General features: G+C 65.1%; 12 protein-coding genes. 8 read left to right on the forward strand and 4 right to left on the reverse strand.

What is annotated here, in order from left to right; translation table 11 throughout:
- Positions 1–16: 16 nt before the first annotated feature.
- From eno to pyrG, 3 genes are all read right to left on the reverse strand, one after another.
- Positions 17–1,303, reverse strand: a complete 1,287-nt coding sequence (gene eno / locus AC07PE_RS02570) for a phosphopyruvate hydratase (RefSeq protein WP_498761285.1) — start codon at positions 1,301–1,303, stop codon at positions 17–19.
- 134 nt (positions 1,304–1,437) lie between these two features.
- Entirely contained in the window at positions 1,438–2,289 is an 852-nt protein-coding gene (kdsA, locus tag AC07PE_RS02575) for a 3-deoxy-8-phosphooctulonate synthase (RefSeq protein WP_498761287.1), read from the reverse strand.
- Positions 2,286–3,965, reverse strand: a complete 1,680-nt coding sequence (gene pyrG / locus AC07PE_RS02580) for a CTP synthase (protein WP_498761289.1) — start codon at positions 3,963–3,965, stop codon at positions 2,286–2,288. Before pyrG ends, kdsA begins: the two co-directional genes overlap by 4 nt.
- 193 nt (positions 3,966–4,158) lie before the next feature.
- On the opposite strand from pyrG, the gene AC07PE_RS02585 reads away from it, so the two are divergent.
- Together AC07PE_RS02585 and AC07PE_RS02590 are read left to right on the forward strand one after the other, a co-directional pair.
- On the forward strand, positions 4,159–5,280 hold the full coding sequence (locus AC07PE_RS02585) for a YjgN family protein (protein ID WP_498761291.1): 1,122 nt from the start codon (positions 4,159–4,161) through the stop codon (positions 5,278–5,280).
- Positions 5,281–5,285: 5 nt separating this feature from the next.
- Positions 5,286–6,335, forward strand: a complete 1,050-nt coding sequence (locus AC07PE_RS02590; protein ID WP_498761293.1) for a M48 family metallopeptidase — start codon at positions 5,286–5,288, stop codon at positions 6,333–6,335.
- 2 nt (positions 6,336–6,337) lie between these two features.
- Here AC07PE_RS02590 and AC07PE_RS02595 read toward each other — a convergent pair whose 3' ends face one another.
- Positions 6,338–7,606: an ROK family transcriptional regulator gene (locus AC07PE_RS02595; protein ID WP_498761295.1), complete on the reverse strand. Its 1,269-nt coding sequence runs from the start codon at positions 7,604–7,606 to the stop codon at positions 6,338–6,340.
- 470 nt (positions 7,607–8,076) lie between these two features.
- Here AC07PE_RS02595 and AC07PE_RS02600 point away from each other — a divergent pair, with 470 nt between their 5' ends.
- From AC07PE_RS02600 to AC07PE_RS02625, 6 genes are all read left to right on the forward strand, one after another.
- The gene (locus AC07PE_RS02600) at positions 8,077–11,088 is read left to right on the forward strand and encodes a TonB-dependent receptor (protein WP_498761297.1); all 3,012 of its coding nucleotides are present in this window, start codon (positions 8,077–8,079) and stop codon (positions 11,086–11,088) included.
- A gap of 84 nt (positions 11,089–11,172) precedes the next feature.
- Complete coding sequence (locus AC07PE_RS02605; RefSeq protein ID WP_498761299.1) at positions 11,173–11,877, forward strand: SapC family protein; 705 nt, start codon at positions 11,173–11,175, stop codon at positions 11,875–11,877.
- Positions 11,867–12,880 (forward strand): cupin-like domain-containing protein, encoded by a 1,014-nt coding sequence (locus AC07PE_RS02610; RefSeq protein ID WP_498761301.1) that lies wholly within the window; start codon positions 11,867–11,869, stop codon positions 12,878–12,880. The genes AC07PE_RS02605 and AC07PE_RS02610 overlap by 11 nt, the downstream gene beginning before the upstream one ends.
- 153 nt (positions 12,881–13,033) lie before the next feature.
- Entirely contained in the window at positions 13,034–14,725 is a 1,692-nt protein-coding gene (locus AC07PE_RS02615) for a methyl-accepting chemotaxis protein (RefSeq protein WP_498761303.1), read from the forward strand.
- Positions 14,726–14,831: 106 nt separating this feature from the next.
- Positions 14,832–15,233: a PRC-barrel domain-containing protein gene (locus AC07PE_RS02620; RefSeq protein ID WP_498761304.1), complete on the forward strand. Its 402-nt coding sequence runs from the start codon at positions 14,832–14,834 to the stop codon at positions 15,231–15,233.
- A gap of 32 nt (positions 15,234–15,265) precedes the next feature.
- Positions 15,266–15,775: a hypothetical protein gene (locus AC07PE_RS02625; protein ID WP_498761306.1), complete on the forward strand. Its 510-nt coding sequence runs from the start codon at positions 15,266–15,268 to the stop codon at positions 15,773–15,775.
- Positions 15,776–15,800 lie beyond the last annotated feature (25 nt).

Raw genomic sequence — 15,800 nt, forward strand, 5'->3', positions numbered from 1 at the left:
TTGCTGCGATCTTACATTACTTCAGGTTGTAGAACGCGTCGCGGCCCGGATAGGTGGCGATGTCGCCCAGATCTTCCTCGATGCGCAGCAGCTGGTTGTACTTGGCCATGCGGTCCGAACGCGACATCGAGCCGGTCTTGATCTGCAGGGCATTCAGGCCTACCGCGATGTCGGCGATGGTCGAGTCTTCGGTTTCGCCCGAACGGTGCGAGATCACGGCGGTGTAGCCGGCGCGCTTGGCCATCTCGATGGCGGCGAAGGTCTCGGTCAGGGTGCCGATCTGGTTGATCTTGATGAGGATCGAGTTGGCGATGCCCTTCTGGATGCCCTCTTTCAGGATCTTGGTGTTGGTGACGTACAGGTCGTCGCCCACCAGCTGCACGCGCTTGCCCAGGCGGTCGGTCAGGATCTTCCAGCCGTCCCAGTCGCCCTCGTGCATCGCGTCCTCGATCGAGATGATCGGGTACTTGTCGCACCAGGTTTCCAGCATGTTGGTGAAGTCGGTGGCGCTCAATTGGATGCCGCCTTCGCCTTCCAGCACGTACTTGCCATCCTTGTAGAACTCGCTCGCTGCGCAGTCCAGGCCGATCGCGATCTGGGTGCCGGCTTCGTAGCCCGCCTGCTCGATCGCCTGCATGATCAGCTTGATCGCTTCTTCGTGGTTCGCAACGCTCGGCGCAAAGCCGCCTTCGTCGCCGACCGCGGTGTTCAGGCCCTTCGAGTGCAGGATCTTCTTGAGGGTGTGGAACACCTCGGCGCCGTAGCGGATCGCTTCCTTGAAGGACGGCGCGCCGACCGGGATGATCATGAATTCCTGGATGTCCAGGTTGTTGTCGGCGTGGGCGCCGCCGTTGATGACGTTCATCATCGGCACCGGCATCTGCATTGCGCCCGAACCGCCGAAGTAGCGGTACAGCGGCAGGCCGGCTTCTTCGGCGGCTGCCTTGGCCACGGCCATGGAGACGGCCAGCATCGCGTTCGCGCCCAGGCGGCTCTTGTTCTCGGTGCCATCCAGGTCGATCAGGGTGCGGTCCAGGAATGCCTGTTCGTTGGCGTCCAGGCCCATGATGGCTTCGCTGATTTCGGTGTTGATGTTCTCGCAGGCCTGCAGCACGCCCTTGCCGAAGTAACGCTTCGGATCGCCGTCACGCAGTTCGATCGCTTCGCGCGAACCGGTCGAAGCGCCCGACGGCACGGCGGCGCGGCCCATCACGCCAGATTCCAGCAGAACATCGCACTCGACGGTCGGATTGCCGCGCGAGTCGATGATCTCGCGGCCGATGATATCAACGATAGCACTCATGGTTTTTCAGTCTCCAGAAAGTAAATCGATTGGGACGTGCGTAGGGTGGGCGCCCCGCGCCCACGCGGAAGCAGGCATGACGCGAAGCTTACGCGTGGGCGCAGGGCGCCCACCCTACAGCGCCGGTATTTGTATTACTCGAAGTTCGACTCGATAAAGCCGGCTTTTTTAACGATGCGATCGATATCGACCAGCGTCGTCAGCAGTTCCTTCATGCGGCCCAGCGGCACGGCGTTCGGGCCGTCCGACAGTGCGCAGGCCGGGTTCGGGTGGGTCTCCATGAACAGGCCGGAGACGCCCGCGGCAACCGCGGCGCGCGCCAGCACCGGCACGTGTTCGCGCTGGCCGCCGGACGAGGTGCCCTGGCCGCCCGGCAGCTGCACCGAGTGGGTCGCGTCGAACACGATCGGGCAGTTCGATTCGCGCATGATGGCGAGCGAGCGCATGTCCGACACCAGGTTGTTGTAGCCGAACGAGACACCGCGTTCGCAGGCCATGAACTGGTCCGGCAGGCCGGCTTCAGCTGCGGCGGCGCGCGCCTTGTCGATCACGTTCTTCATGTCGCCCGGCGCCAGGAACTGGCCCTTCTTGATGTTGACCGGCTTGCCCGAACGCGCGACGGCGTTGATGAAGTCGGTCTGGCGGCACAGGAAGGCCGGCGTCTGCAGGACGTCGACGATGCTGGCCACGACCGGGATCTCTTCCTCGGTGTGGACGTCGGTCAGGACCGGCACGCCGATCTCCTTGCGCACGTCGGCCAGGATCTCCAGGCCCTTCTCCATGCCGGGACCGCGGAAGGTCTTGCCGGACGAGCGGTTGGCTTTGTCGAAGGACGATTTATAGATGAAGGGAATGCCCAGCGCGCTGGTGATTTCCTTCAGGGTGCCGGCCGTGTCCATCGCCATCTGGCGCGATTCGATCACGCAGGTGCCGGCAATCAGGAAGATCGGCTGGTCGAGGCCGACATCGAATCCGCAAAGTTTCATGCTGCATCTCCTTGCAGGGCCGGCGTGTTCGCTGCCTGCTGGTTGCTGTTTTCGGCCTGGTGCTTCAGGGCCGCCTGGATGAACGAGGTGAACAGCGGGTGGCCGTTACGCGGGGTCGACTTGAACTCCGGGTGGAACTGCACGCCGATGTAGAACGGGTGCACGTCGCGCGTCAGTTCCATGATTTCGAGCAGGTCTTCGTTCGGGGTACGGGCCGACACCACCAGACCGGCCGCTTCGATCTTCGGCAGGTAGTAGTTGTTGCCTTCGTAGCGGTGACGGTGGCGCTCGGTCACGACGTTGCCGTAGATTTCGGCGGCCAGCGTGCCCGGATTCACCGCGCAGGTCTGGGCGCCCAGGCGCATGGTGCCGCCGAGGTCGGAGTTCAGGTCGCGCTTCTCGACCTTGCCGTCATGGTTCTGCCATTCGGTGATCAGGGCGACGACCGGCTGGTCGGTTTCCGGATCGAACTCGGTCGAATTGGCGTTCGGCAGGCCGGCCACGTGGCGCGCGTATTCGATCAGCGCGACCTGCATGCCCAGGCAGATGCCGAGGTAAGGGATCTTGTTTTCGCGGGCATAGCGCGCGGCCATGATCTTGCCTTCCACGCCGCGCTTGCCGAAGCCGCCCGGCACCAGGATGGCGTCGTACTTGGCCAGGTGGGCGCAGCCGGTGCTCTCGATCTCTTCCGAGTCGATGTACTCGATGTTGACGCGGCTCTCGGTGTGGATGCCTGCGTGGCGCAGCGCCTCGGTCAGCGATTTATAGGACTCGATCAGGTCGACGTACTTGCCGACCATGCCGATGGTCACTTCGTGCTTCGGGTTTTCCAGCGTGTGGATCAGCTTGGTCCACATCGACAGGTCGGCCGGCGGCGCATCGATGCCCAGCGCTTCCAGGATGATGTCGTCCAGGCCCTGGTCTTGCAGCACCTGCGGCACCTTGTAGATGGTGTCGACGTCCCACACCGAGATCACGGCCTGCTCTTCGACGTTGGCGAACAGCGAAATCTTGGCGCGCTCGTCGTCGGGGATGCGGCGGTCGGCACGGCACAGCAGCGCGTTCGGCGAGATGCCGATCTCGCGCAGCTTCTGCACCGAGTGCTGGGTCGGCTTGGTCTTCAGCTCGCCAGCGGACGAAATGTAAGGCACCAGGGTCAGGTGCACGAAAGCGGCGCCCTTGCGGCCCTGGCGCAGCGACAGCTGGCGCGCGGCTTCCAGGAAAGGCAGCGATTCGATGTCGCCGACGGTGCCGCCGATCTCGACCAGCGCCACGTCCACGCCTTCGGCGCCGCGGCGGATATAGTCCTGGATCTCGTTGGTGATGTGCGGAATCACCTGCACGGTCTTGCCGAGGTACTCGCCGCGGCGTTCCTTGCGGATCACCGATTCATAGATCTGGCCGGTGGTGAAATTGTTCACCTTGCGCATACGGGTGCTGATGAAGCGCTCGTAGTGGCCGAGGTCGAGGTCGGTCTCGGCGCCATCGTCGGTCACGAAGACTTCGCCGTGCTGGGTCGGGCTCATGGTGCCCGGGTCCACGTTGATGTACGGGTCGAGCTTGAGCATGGTGACTTTGAGACCGCGCGATTCGAGGATCGCGGCGAGGGAAGCGGCCGCGATTCCCTTGCCCAGGGAAGACACGACGCCGCCAGTGACGAATACGAATTTGGTCATTGTGCTGAAGGTGCCGAACGGCACGCGCGGGAAATTGAAATTATACCTTAAAGCTGCAAATACTTCTTCATTACAACTTGGCAATAGCCGGCGAGGGAGTCGCTTTGACGCCATGCGCTTATAAAAATTGCCAATGCACGTGGAGCGTGGCTACACTTGGCATCTTTCCTTCATGTCAACATCGAGCCCATCCATGATCGAGCACGATTCCGCCCTGGCGACTGCCCTGCCCGACGACGCCATTCCCGCCGACGCGCCGGCGCCGCTGGCCTTCGGCTTCAGCGGCAGCGGCGGCGAATACTTCCGCATCTGGATCGTCAACCTGCTGCTGACGGTCGCCACGCTCGGCATCTATTCGGCCTGGGCCAAGACCCGCCGCCTCCAGTATTTTTACCGGAACACCCACCTTGCCGGCGCCAGCTTCGACTTCCGCGGCAATCCGGCGGCGATCCTGCGCGGCCGTTTGCTGGCGGTCGTGCTGCTCGCCGCCTACCACTACGCCTTCGGCTTCTCGGCCATGGCCGGGGCAATGACGGTGACGCTGCTGGTGGCCGGCCTGCCCTTCATGATGCGCTCGGCGCTGCGCTTCCGGCTCTCGAACACCTGGTATCGCGGCCTGCCCTTCGGCTTTGCCGGCGAGATCCCGCCCGCCTACCGCGTCTACGCGCTGCCGGTGGCCACCTTCATCCTGCCGGGCGCACTGGTCACGCTGCTGCCGGACCAGCCGCTGGTGCGCGCCATCTTCCTGCTCTACCTGTGCTGGCCGCTGATGCACGGGGCCATGAAGCGCTACCAGCACAGCAGCCTGATGTACGGCGACCAGCGCGCCGAGTTCGCGGCCACCACCACCGAACTGGCGGCGCCCTACGTGGTGAGCTTCGTGGGCGGCATCGTCGTCATCGTCGTCTTCGGCATCGCCATGTACGCGAGCTCGCGCAGCGCCGCCTCCCCGTTCGTGCTGTTCGGCGGCGTCCTGCTGGTCTACCTGTTCTTCATCCTCAGCGCCCTGTTCGTCATGGTGCGGATGAACAATATCGCCTGGTCGGAGACCCGCTTCCCCGGGGTCCGCATCGAATCCGCGATGCGGCTGCGCTCGTACTTTCGCCTGCAGGCCGTCAACGTGCTGCTCACCTTGCTGAGCCTGGGCCTGTACCGTCCGTTCGCGGCGGTGCGGACCTGGCGCTACCGCCTCGCCCACGTGCAGGTCGAGGCGCCCGACGGTTTCGAAGCCGCGACCGGACAGGCGAGCCGGCGCGCCGCCACGGCGGCCGGCGACGGCAGCGCGGAATTCCTCGGCCTCGACCTTTCCTGGTGACGAACATGACGACCGCTCTCTACTTCGACGGGCGCAGCGCGCGCCTGCACCCGGTCCGGCTGCACGTGGATGCCGGCATGCTGCAGATCAGCTCTCCCGTCTTCGAACGCAGCTATCCGCTCGGCGCGGTGACGCTGTCCGAGCCCTTTGCCGCCGCGCCCGCCGTGCTGCGCTTCGACGACGGCGCCAGCTGCGAAGTCGCCGGCGACGGCCGCCAGCAGCTGCTCGATGCGCTCGGCTACCGCAAGAGCGCCGTGGTGCGCTGGCAGGAGCGCTGGCCGGCCGCGCTGCTGGCGCTGGTCCTGCTGGCGGGGTTGCTGGCCCTGCTCTACTTCCGCGGCTTGCCGGTCGCCGCCGAGCGCATCGCCGAGAAGCTGCCGCCCTCGGTCGACATCCGCCTCGGCCGCGCCGCGCTGGCCAGCCTGGAGTCGCACGGCCTGCTGGAACCCTCGCGCCTGAGCGAGCAGCGCATCGCCGAAGTCCAGGCGCTGCTGCCTGGCGTACTGCCGGCGCATCCGCGCGTGCCGATCCGGCTGCTGGTGCGCAATTCGCGCGAGCTCGGCGCGAATGCGATGGCGCTGCCGGACGGCACCATCGTCGTCACCGACTGGATGGTCCGGCTGATGCAGAACAAGAAGAACCAGCTCGACGACGCCGGCAAGGCGCAACTGGCCGCCGTACTGGCGCACGAGGTCGGGCATATCGAGCACCGCCATGCGGCACACGCGATGAGCAGCTCCTCGCTGATGGCGGCGCTGTCGGCCGCCCTGTTCGGCGATTTCAGCGCGGTGGCGGCCGGCGTGCCGGCGGTGCTGACGCAGATGCAGTATTCGCGCGCGATGGAACTGGATGCCGACAACTATGCGGTCGCCCTGCTACGCCGCCAGGGCCGGTCGCCGGCCGCTTTCATTCAGGCGCTGGAAGCCCTGGAAAAAAAGCATCCGGGCGAAGCCGATACCCCGCGCTGGCTGAAGACCACGATGAGTTATATGTCGACCCATCCGGATACCGCCGAGCGCATCCAGCGCCTGGACGCGCTGATGGAGGACCAGTAGGCCTAGTAGGCCAGGCCAAGTTCGCCGTTCGGCGCCCGCACCTGGCGCCCGGCCTTGTCCACGCGCCGCGCCATGCTCTGCAGGTCGAGCGGCCGCGTGAGCCGGTGGCGCGCCAGCGCGGCGCCGCCCACCGCGACCGCATCGACGCCGAAGCGCGAGGTACGGATCTCCGGCGCGGTCAGCATGGCCGCCGCCGCATAGCCGTCCAGCACCCGCCGCGCCTGCTCGATGAGCGTGTCGCCCAGGCGCAGTGCCGGTCCGCCGATGACGATCGCCATCGGGTCGAACGCGGCCCACAGATTGTTCAGCAACACCCCGAGCTGCCCGCCGGCCGCCTTCACCGCCGCGCAGGTCTGCGGCTCGCCCTGCGCCACCTTGTCGAACAGGCGCTCGAGCGCCACACGGCTCGGCTTCTCGGCGCCGAGCAGGGATCCCAGCCCGATCAGCGCATCCGCGCAGCCGCGCCGCCCGCACGAGCACAGCGGCCCGCCGGCCTGCAGGATCGCGTGCCCGACCTCGCCCGCGAAACCGTTCAGGCCGGTGAGCAGGCTGTCGCCGACGATCACGCCGGCGCCCACGCCATAGCCCATCGACAGGTAGACCAGCGGGTCCGTGCCCGACTGCCCGGTGAATTCGAATTCGGCCAGCGCGGCGACGTTCGCCTCGTTCTGCAGGTATAGCGGCAAGTCTTCCAGCGGCGTGCCCGCGAAGTGCGAGCGCAGCTGGCTGTCCACGTCCACGTTGCGCCAACCCAGGTGCGGTGCGTAGCGCAGCACCCCCAGCGTTTCGTCCACCCCGCCGTGCAGGCCGGCGCCGACGCCCAGCACCTGGCGCGCGCCGCCCGCGCTGTTTGCGCGCCCCAGCCGGCGTGCGACGCGCACCAGCCCGGCAGCCACCAACTTGATGCAGGAGGCCGGATCGCGCGCGTCGTCGTAGGTGACCACGCGGGTGTCGAGCACCTCGCCCAGCAGGTTGGTGGCGACCACGCGCGCTTCATCCACGCCGATTTCCGCGCCAAGCAGGGCCATGCGGTCCGGATCGAGGTGCAGCGGCGTCGCGCGCCGGCCCACTTCACCCGTCGCAACCAGTTCGCTTTCGGTCAGCCAGCCCTCGTCCATCAGTTCCCGCACCAGCATGCTGACCGTCGACTTGGTCAGCCCCAGCACCTCGGCCAGGGAGGCACGCGACAACCCGGGCTGGGTGCTGACCTGGCGCACCAGGGCCATCCGATTGAGCTGTTTTAGTAATTGGTGGTCACCGGTGACTGGCATGGATGAAAAAAAAATCAGATAAGTGTGATGAATATGCAACACCAGTATGGCACCGGGAAGCCGTGCTGCGTATGCATGGACAGATAAAAAATTGCAAGTATAACCCTCTCTTTGCGCAAGCATCCGCGGTCCACAAAAAAACGCGAAGTCATTGATTTTTCTATGAAATCGATTTCAAAGCCTCCGCGCTGACGACCATTTCCGCCGGATTTCGAGCGCGCTTGGACCGCCGCCGAGCCGGCGTTTTCATTCGAATTTCGCTCTGAAAATGGCCCGATTTTGGTTTGTTCGACGAATTGACTAATTCAAACTTAGCCTTTAATCTCTGATCAATACAATAAGTCCGAGTAGCAACATTAAAACGGACGCATTCCACTACAAAAGATCAAAAGAGGTGTCTTTCGGCACCACCACCAGCGGCACGTTCCCTCCCGGGTGCGGCGCCATATTTGTAGACGAGAGGAGACACAGTGCTGCAACAGAAAAAGAAGGGACATTCGCTTCACCTGACTACCCGACACAGGCTGATCAGCCTTGCCGTGGCGAGCGCCTGCGCCACCCTGGTCGGCCAGGTCCACGCACAGGAAGCGAATAACGGGGCCGCCGCGAGCGCGGCCGATCCGACCAACCCGAATACCGTGGTCGTGCAGGGTATCCGCGCCAGCATGCAGTCGACGCTGAACATGAAGCGCAACTCGGACGGCTTCGTCGACGGCATCGTGGCCGACGACATCGGTAAATTCCCGGACACCAACCTGGCCGAAGCGCTGCAGCGCATCAGCGGCGTGTCGATCGACCGTAACCGCGGCGAAGGCGCCCTCGTCACCGTGCGCGGCGTCGGCCCCGACCTGAACCTGGTGCTGCTCAACGGTCGCCAGATGCCGACCGCGCGCCTGGGCGACCAGTCGGGCCGTGCATTCGATTTCAGCAACCTGGCCGCGGAATCCGTGTCGCAGATCCAGGTGTACAAGAGCGTTCGCGCCGACGTCACCCCGGGCGGTATCGGCGCCAGCCTGAACGTCATGACGGGCCGCCCGCTCGACCTGGGCAAGCAGGCCAGCTTCGGCGCCAAGATGATGTACGACGAGTCGAACAACAACCTGCCCGGCGACGTCAAGGCCAAGCGCTCCTACACGCCGGAAGTGTCGGGCCTGTACAGCACCACCTGGAACGACGGCATGTTCGGCCTGGCCGCTACTGGCAGCTACCAGGAGCGCAACATGGGCATCAATTCGGCCGCGGTCATCAACGGCTGGCTGGGCCCGCTGCGCGGCAATGCCACCAGCGGCGAAGGCCTCATCACCCAGGCTGGCGACAAGAACTATGTGAACATCAAGAACCCGCCGGGCGCGAACGACCTGTATCTGACCCCGCAGAACATGTCGTACAAGATGAACGGCTACCAGCGCCAGCGTACCAATGGCCAGCTGACCTTCCAGTTCCGCCCGGTCAAGGAACTGACCACCACCCTGGACTACACCTACGCCGAGAACAAGATCCAGCAGCGCTACAGCGAGCTGTCGGCCTGGTTCGGCCATAACACGGACATCCAGGGCGCCGAGTTCACCAAGGGCCCGCTCGCATCGCCGCTGTACTACGAAGAGCGTTACACCAGCCCGCAGGACATCTCGATGAACGGCGGCGACTCGGCCCAGAAGTCGACCCTGAATTCGCTCGGCTTCAACGCCCAGTGGAAGGCCTCGCCGTCCCTGCGTCTGACCCTCGACGCCCACCACTCGGTGGCCGAAGCGAAGTCCGACAGCCCCTACGGCATTAACAACGACCTGGGCACCGCCAGCTTCAGCCGCGGCACCACCCGTGCCGACTTCACCCACGAAATGCCGGTGCTGTCGGTCCAGGGCGTCGACGTCGTGGCCAAGCCTTACCAGGTCGCGGGCTCCTGGTTCCAGGATGGCAAGAACAAGATGAAGATCGACCAGATCCAGGCAGGCGGCAGCCTGAAGCTGCTCGAACGTTCGAACCTGAATTTCGGCCTGGCCCACATCAAGAACGAGAACCACTCGATCTTCCAGCAGGTGCAGCGCGATACCTGGGGCGGTACGGTACCGACCACCTCGGCCGCCTACGACCAGAGCAACTGGCACCTGGATGACCTGCGCAAGTACTTCGGCAAGCTGGGTGGCGCGGACGATCCGGCCCTGTTCAACCAGATCCGCCCGTTCGACTTCGTCGCCGTGCGTAACGCCGCCATCGCCATCACCGGCGACAAGGCCGGCTACACCCCGAGCCTGGCCAACCCGGCCTACGACCGCACAACGGTCGAAAAGACCCAGTCGATCTACGCCCAGTTCAATACCGAGTGGGATACCGCACTGCCGATGCACACCGGTGTCGGTTTCCGTTACGAGCGGACCAAGGTCGATTCGACCGGCCTGACCAAGGTTCCCACCGCCATCCGCTGGATCTCCGAAAACGAGTTCCCGGTCGACTTCGGCTCCCAGGTCTACGAGACCCTGCACGGCAAGTACAACAACTTCCTGCCGAGCGTGGACTGGGACATGGACCTGCGCCCCGACCTGAAGATTCGCGCCAGCTATGGCGTCTCGATCGGCCGTGCGCGTTATGACCAGATCGCCGGCGGCTCCACCTACGGCACCACCGCGAGCGTCACCGGCGACACGGTCAGCCGCGGCAACCCGGCGCTGGAGCCGGTGAAGTCGAAGAACCTGGACCTGTCCGCCGAGTGGTACTACAACAAGCAGAGCATGTTCTCGGTAGGTGTGTTCAACAAGGAACTGACCGACTATACGGGCTCGTCCGTTGTGAACGAGAACTCGCCGAACGCGACCACCCCGGTGGGCGGCAAGTACTGGAATGCGGCCCTGGGTTCCGGCTGCTCGGCATCCAACCGTATCTGCATTCGCAACTACATCCTGCGTAACTTCAACGGCCAGCCGGGCGTGACCTTCACCGGTAATAACTCGGAAGGCGTGGCGCAAGGCACGATCACCGGTATCCCGGGCGATCCGGCGCTGCCGTACACCGTATCCACCCTGGCCAACTCGGAGGGCGCCAACCTGAAGGGCGCCGAGATCAACTGGCAGCACATGTTCTCGAATGGTTTCGGCTTCCAGGCCAACTACACCTACGTGAAGTCGGACCTGACCTATGACAACCTGAGTGTCGGCAACCAGTTCGCGCTGGTGGGTCTGTCGAACTCGGCCAACCTTGTCGGTATCTACGAAGACAAGAACTGGTCGGTGCGCGCAGCCTACAACTGGCGCGGCGAGTTCCTGTCCTCGACCGCGGACAACGGCAAGCCGAACCCGAGCTATGTCGAGCCTTACGGCCAGGTGGACCTGTCGATCGGCTACAACGTCAACAAGAACCTGAGCCTGTCGCTCGAGGCGATCAACCTCACCGACGAGTCGCAGCGCACGCATGGCCGTTCCGACATGCAGGTGCTGTCGATATCGACCGGTGGCCGCCGCTACATGCTGGGCGCACGGTACAAGTTCTGATTCTTGGTGCCGGCGGCGCTTCGGCGCCGTCTTTTATACAGGCCGTCCTCGGGCGGCCTGTTTTTTCTCACATCATAGAAGACCATGAGCCAACCCGTCCCCTTGCACAATCTGGAACACAAGGACTTGCGCGTCATCGCGGACCACGCCGCTGCCTACGGCGACGACGTGATGTTCAGCCTGACCTTCCCGCAGGAGTTCCGCGAAGTCCAGGCGCACTACCCGATCGTCTTCCGCGCTACCTCCGATGCCACCGGCTACGAGGCGCTGGCGCTGTTCGGCTTCGAACCCGGCGAGAACCTGTTCCTGGCCCCGCAGGGCTGGGACGCGCACTACATCCCGCTGGCCGTCGAGCGCCACCCCTTCCTGATCGGCCGCCACGGCGACGAGCTGAACGTCCACATCGACCTGGCCCACCCGCGCGTGAGCAACACCATGGGCGAGAAGCTGTTCCTGTCCTACGGCGGCACCAGTCCCTACCTGGAGCGCATCCACTCGGTGCTGCTTACCCTGCACCAGGGCCTGCAAGCCATGCCGGCCTTCGTGCAGGCGCTGGTCGAGCACGAACTGCTCGAATCCTTCGTCGCCGACATCGAGCTGAAGGACGGCTCCCGGCACCGCCTGATGGGCTACCACACGATCAACGAGGAGCGCCTGCACGCCCTGCCCGGCGCCGCGCTCGAACGCCTGAGCCGCGACGGCCATCTGCAAGCCATCTACATGGTGGTGGCCTCGTTCGCGCACATCCGTGACCTGATCGCGCGCCGCGAACGCCGCCATGCTGCCTGAACCTGCCCCCATGCGCGAACTGTCCGGCCTCGCGCCGGGCGTCCTGAGCGACGAGCTGCTCACCTCGACCGAACCCGTGGTGCTGCGCGGACTGGCGTCTTCCTGGCCGATGGTCGGCAAAGCCCGCGAATCGCAGCAGGAAGCGGGCGCCTACCTGCGCCGCTTCTACCGCGGCGAACAGGTGCTGGCCTTCCTGGGCGCGCCCGAGATGGCGGGCCGCTACTTCTACAACGAGAGCCTGACCGGCTTCAATTACGCCGCCATCAAGGCGCCGCTCGACAAGGTGCTGGAAGAACTGGAGGACCACAAGGACGACGTCCGTCCGCCCTCGGTCTATGTCGGCTCGACGATGCTCGACCACTACCTGCCGGGCTTCCGCGCCGAGAACGACCTCGACCTCGGCCAACGCGTGCCCCTGGTGAGCATCTGGATCGGCAACCGCTCGCGCATCGCCGCCCACTACGACGTGCCCGACAACATCGCCGTGGTGGCCGCGGGGCGCCGCCGCTTTACCCTGTTCCCGCCGGAGCAGGTGGCCAACCTGTACGTCGGGCCGCTCGATTTCACGCCGGCCGGACAGGCGATCAGCCTGGTCGACTTCGCCCAGCCCGACCTCGAACGCTTCCCGCGCTTCGCCCGGGCCATGCAGAACGCCCAGGTCGCCGAGCTGGGACCGGGCGACGCGATCTTCATTCCCTCCATGTGGTGGCACCACATCGAGGCGCTCGAGCCCTTCAACGCGCTGGTCAACTACTGGTGGCGCCAGTCGCCGCCGCACATGGACTCGCCGGCCACCGCGCTGATGCTGGCGCTGCTCACCATGCGCGAACTCCCGCCGGCCCAGCGAACCGCCTGGCAAGAGCTGTTCCGCCACTACGTGTTTGAAAGCGATGGCGCTGAAGCCGCCCACATTCCGCCGGGCGCACGCGGGATGCTGGCGCCGCTGGACGAGAACGGCGCGCGGGCGCTGCGCATCCAGTTGCTCAACAGGTTGAATCGATAAGAAAGCGTTAGAAACAGTAATTATCCGTCAACTAACTGTTGCGTAAACATGGTAATTGTTGCTTAAATATTCTCAAAAGCAACAAAATTTTCTGTTCTGAAAGTACAATTTTGGATGCGTTTTTTCATCCGGATTTGCTTTCAAAGGACAGTCATGGGCTTCTTCAGTCAATTCAATATCGGTAAACGCCTCGCGGCCGGGTTTTCGCTAACCCTCGTAATGGCCGTGCTGATCGCCGGCGTCGGCATCTCGCGCGTGGGCAATGTGGCGAACCAGGCCGCCGGCGTGCTGGCCGCGCCGCTGGCCAAGGAGCGCCTGATCACCGAGTGGTACATGCAGATCTTCGCGGCCGTGCGCCGCACCGCCGCCATCGTCAAGAGCAGCGATACCTCGCTGGTCGCCTACTTCAAGGAAGACGCCGCGGCCACCGGCGCGCGCTCGACCGAGCTGATCAAGCAGATCGAGCCGCTCATCGCGCCGGGCGAAGAAGCAGCCCTGTTCAAGAAGATCGGCGACCAGCGCAAGGCCTATTCGAGCGCCCGTGACGCCGCCGTCAAGGCCAAAGCCGACGGCGACGTCGAACTGGCCGCGAAAATCCTCAACGACCAGTTCACCCCGGCCGCCAAGGCCTACCAGGAATCGGTGCAGCAGCTGGTCAGCATGCAGCACGCACACATCGGCGCCGCCTCCGGTGAGATCCTGGCAAGCGCCCGCTCCAGCGAAACCCTGATGACCGTACTGACCGTCTGCGCGGTCGCACTGGGCGCGCTCAGCTCGATCCTGCTCACGCGCGGCATCGTCGGACCCATCCGGGAAGCGGTCGCGGTGGCCGAAACCGTGGCCGCCGGCGACCTCACGCGCCATATCGAATCGACGGCCAAAGATGAAACCGGCGCCCTGCTGCGCGCGCTGCGCCACATGAACGACAGCCTGGTCGGCATCGTCAACGAAGTACGCGGCGGCACCTCGTCCATCCACGGCGCGGCCGGCGAGATCTCGGCCGGCAACCTCGACCTGTCCTCGCGCACCGAGCAGCAGGCGGCATCGCTGGAACAGACCGCGGCCTCGATGGCCCACCTGACCGACACCGTGCGCCAGAACGCCGACAACGCGCGCCAGGCCAACCAGCTGGCCATCACCGCCTCCACCGTCGCCACCAAGGGCGGCGACGTGGTGGGCGAAGTGATCCTGACCATGGGTTCGATCAACGAATCCTCGAAGAAGATCGTCGACATCATCGGCGTCATCGACGGCATCGCCTTCCAGACCAACATCCTGGCGCTGAACGCCGCCGTCGAAGCGGCGCGCGCCGGCGAGCAGGGCCGCGGCTTTGCCGTGGTGGCGGGCGAGGTCCGCACCCTGGCCCAGCGCTCGGCTGCGGCGGCCAAGGAAATCAAGGAACTGATCACCGCTTCGGTCAGCAAGGTCGACGCCGGCGCAAGGCTGGTCGACCAGGCCGGCGACACGATGGGCCAGGTGGTGGACTCCATCCAGCGCGTCACCGACATCATGGCCGAGATCGCGTCCGCCAGCCAGGAACAGACCGGCGGCATCGAGCAGGTGAACCAGGCGATCGCCCAGATGGACGAGGCCACCCAGCAGAACGCGGCCCTGGTCGAGGAATCGGCGGCCGCCGCCGGCTCGCTGCAGGACCAGGCGGCCAAGCTGGCCCACGCAGTCGACCAGTTCAAGGTCGAGCGCCAGAGCGCTGTCGCTGCCGCCGCACCTGCCAGGATCGAGCCGACGGCCGGCCTGCCTGCCGTACGTCCGCAACCGGCGCGTGCTGCCGCGGCCAAGCGCCCTGCGGCTACCGCCACGGTCGGCGACGGCTGGGAAGAGTTTTAAGTAGGGTGGGCTCTCCGAGCCCACCTGAATCCACAAACGTGCGCGTCCAAACCGGGTTTCGCCGGACTCGGGTTATTCTTGCGTTTCCGAATAAAGGAGACGAAAGATGTCCTACGAGGAACGAGACGACTACGGTATGTACAAGAACAAGCACGGCAAGGGGCCGGGCCCGGAACTGATGGGCGCGCATACCTTGCTGGGCGATCACGTCCATAACCTGCAGAACGAGCACCTGGGCGTCATCAAGGAATTCATGGTCGACATGCGCAGCGGCGCCATCGCCTATGCGGTGATGTCCTCCAGCCGCTTCCTCGGGCTCGGCGAGAAGCTGTTCGCGGTGCCCTGGCAGGCCCTCACGCTGGACCCGCAGCACAAGCGCTTCACGATGGACATCCCGAAAGAGCGCATCGAGAATGCGCCGGGATTCGATTCCGACCACTGGCCGGACATGGCCGACCTCGAATGGGCCGGCGCGGTGCACGGCTACTACGGCACGCAGCCGGCATGAGCGCGCGGCCACCGCTGGGCACAGGCCGCGCCATGCTTGCATCTGCACTGTTCTTCTCGGCCGCAGCGTCCGCGCTTGCCGAGGTCAGCTGCTCGCTCATGGTACCGGGTCCGGTATTGCGCCCGCAGGCCTATTCCGGCCAGGCCCTGAACCGGCGCAGCAAACACACTTTCCTGGAAAGCGCCAGCCCGCATGCGGGGCTGCGCGTCGACATCCGCCAGGACGCCTGCGAAGACTTCGTCACGACCCGCTTCACGCTGACCGTTGCGCGGGGCGGCGAACGCGAACGGCGCGATGACGAATGGATTGCCTACGCGCGCGCCGAGATCGCCGGCCTGAAAGTCCTCGAGCCGCAGCGCTTCAAGGAGCTGGACGCCTTCCTCGTCAAAGCCCAGCGCAAGGGCGAGCGCGCGATCTGCCGCGACGGCTCGGCGGCGGACGCCGGCGAGTGTTCCTGGGACAGCCTCGGTGGCTACACGATCTCCGTCAAACGCAGCCGCAAGTCCACGACGATCTCCGTAACCGAGTACCTCAGCGCCTGAGCGCGGGCAAAAAAAACGCCGCCCC

This window comes from Telluria sp. GW821-FHT07G12 (genome assembly GCF_059418525.1).